Here is a 432-nt window from a genome sequence, read left to right as displayed (position 1 = left end):
GGCCGGCTCCAGGCTCAGTTGGGCGTGGTCCGCGAAGATCTCCAGCAACTCCTCCTGCAGCACGGTCCGCGGTCCCCGCGCCAGGGCCAGATCGTCCACATCGAAAAACAGTGCGGCCCGCCGCTCGCCGTCCATCCCCTGCGCCGCCGCCTCGGCCAGCAAAGCGAGCACGACCCGGTGCGCGTCCCGCGCCGGCTGCACCGCAGCGCGGCAGCGCTCGAGTTCCACCGCAATCGCCTCGAACAGCTCCGGTGAGCGGGGCAGGGCTTCAAAGCCCCGGTTCTGGGTGATGCGCTGTTGAACCCGGTTCCATCCCTCATCGAGCCTTTCGCCCCGCCCCCAGAGGGCGACGGCCAGGGCGACGGCGGCGCTGAGCCCGTCGGCATCCAGGCGCGCTATAGCCTCGTGCACCGCCGGATCAACTTTTCGGCG

Annotated in this window: 1 pseudogene; it reads right to left on the bottom strand. The window is 70.8% G+C overall.

The window, feature by feature from the left end:
* A pseudogene (locus tag LRF89_RS13365) lies at positions 1-411 on the bottom strand (ComEA family DNA-binding protein); the annotation flags it as partial.
* Positions 412-432: the final 21 nt, after the last annotated feature.

It is taken from the genome of Halorhodospira sp. 9621 (assembly GCF_022228055.1).
Taxonomy (GTDB): domain Bacteria; phylum Pseudomonadota; class Gammaproteobacteria; order Nitrococcales; family Halorhodospiraceae; genus Halorhodospira; species Halorhodospira halophila_A.
Note: the sequence above shows the minus strand (reverse complement) of the source record. Positions and strands in the feature narration are given on the sequence as shown.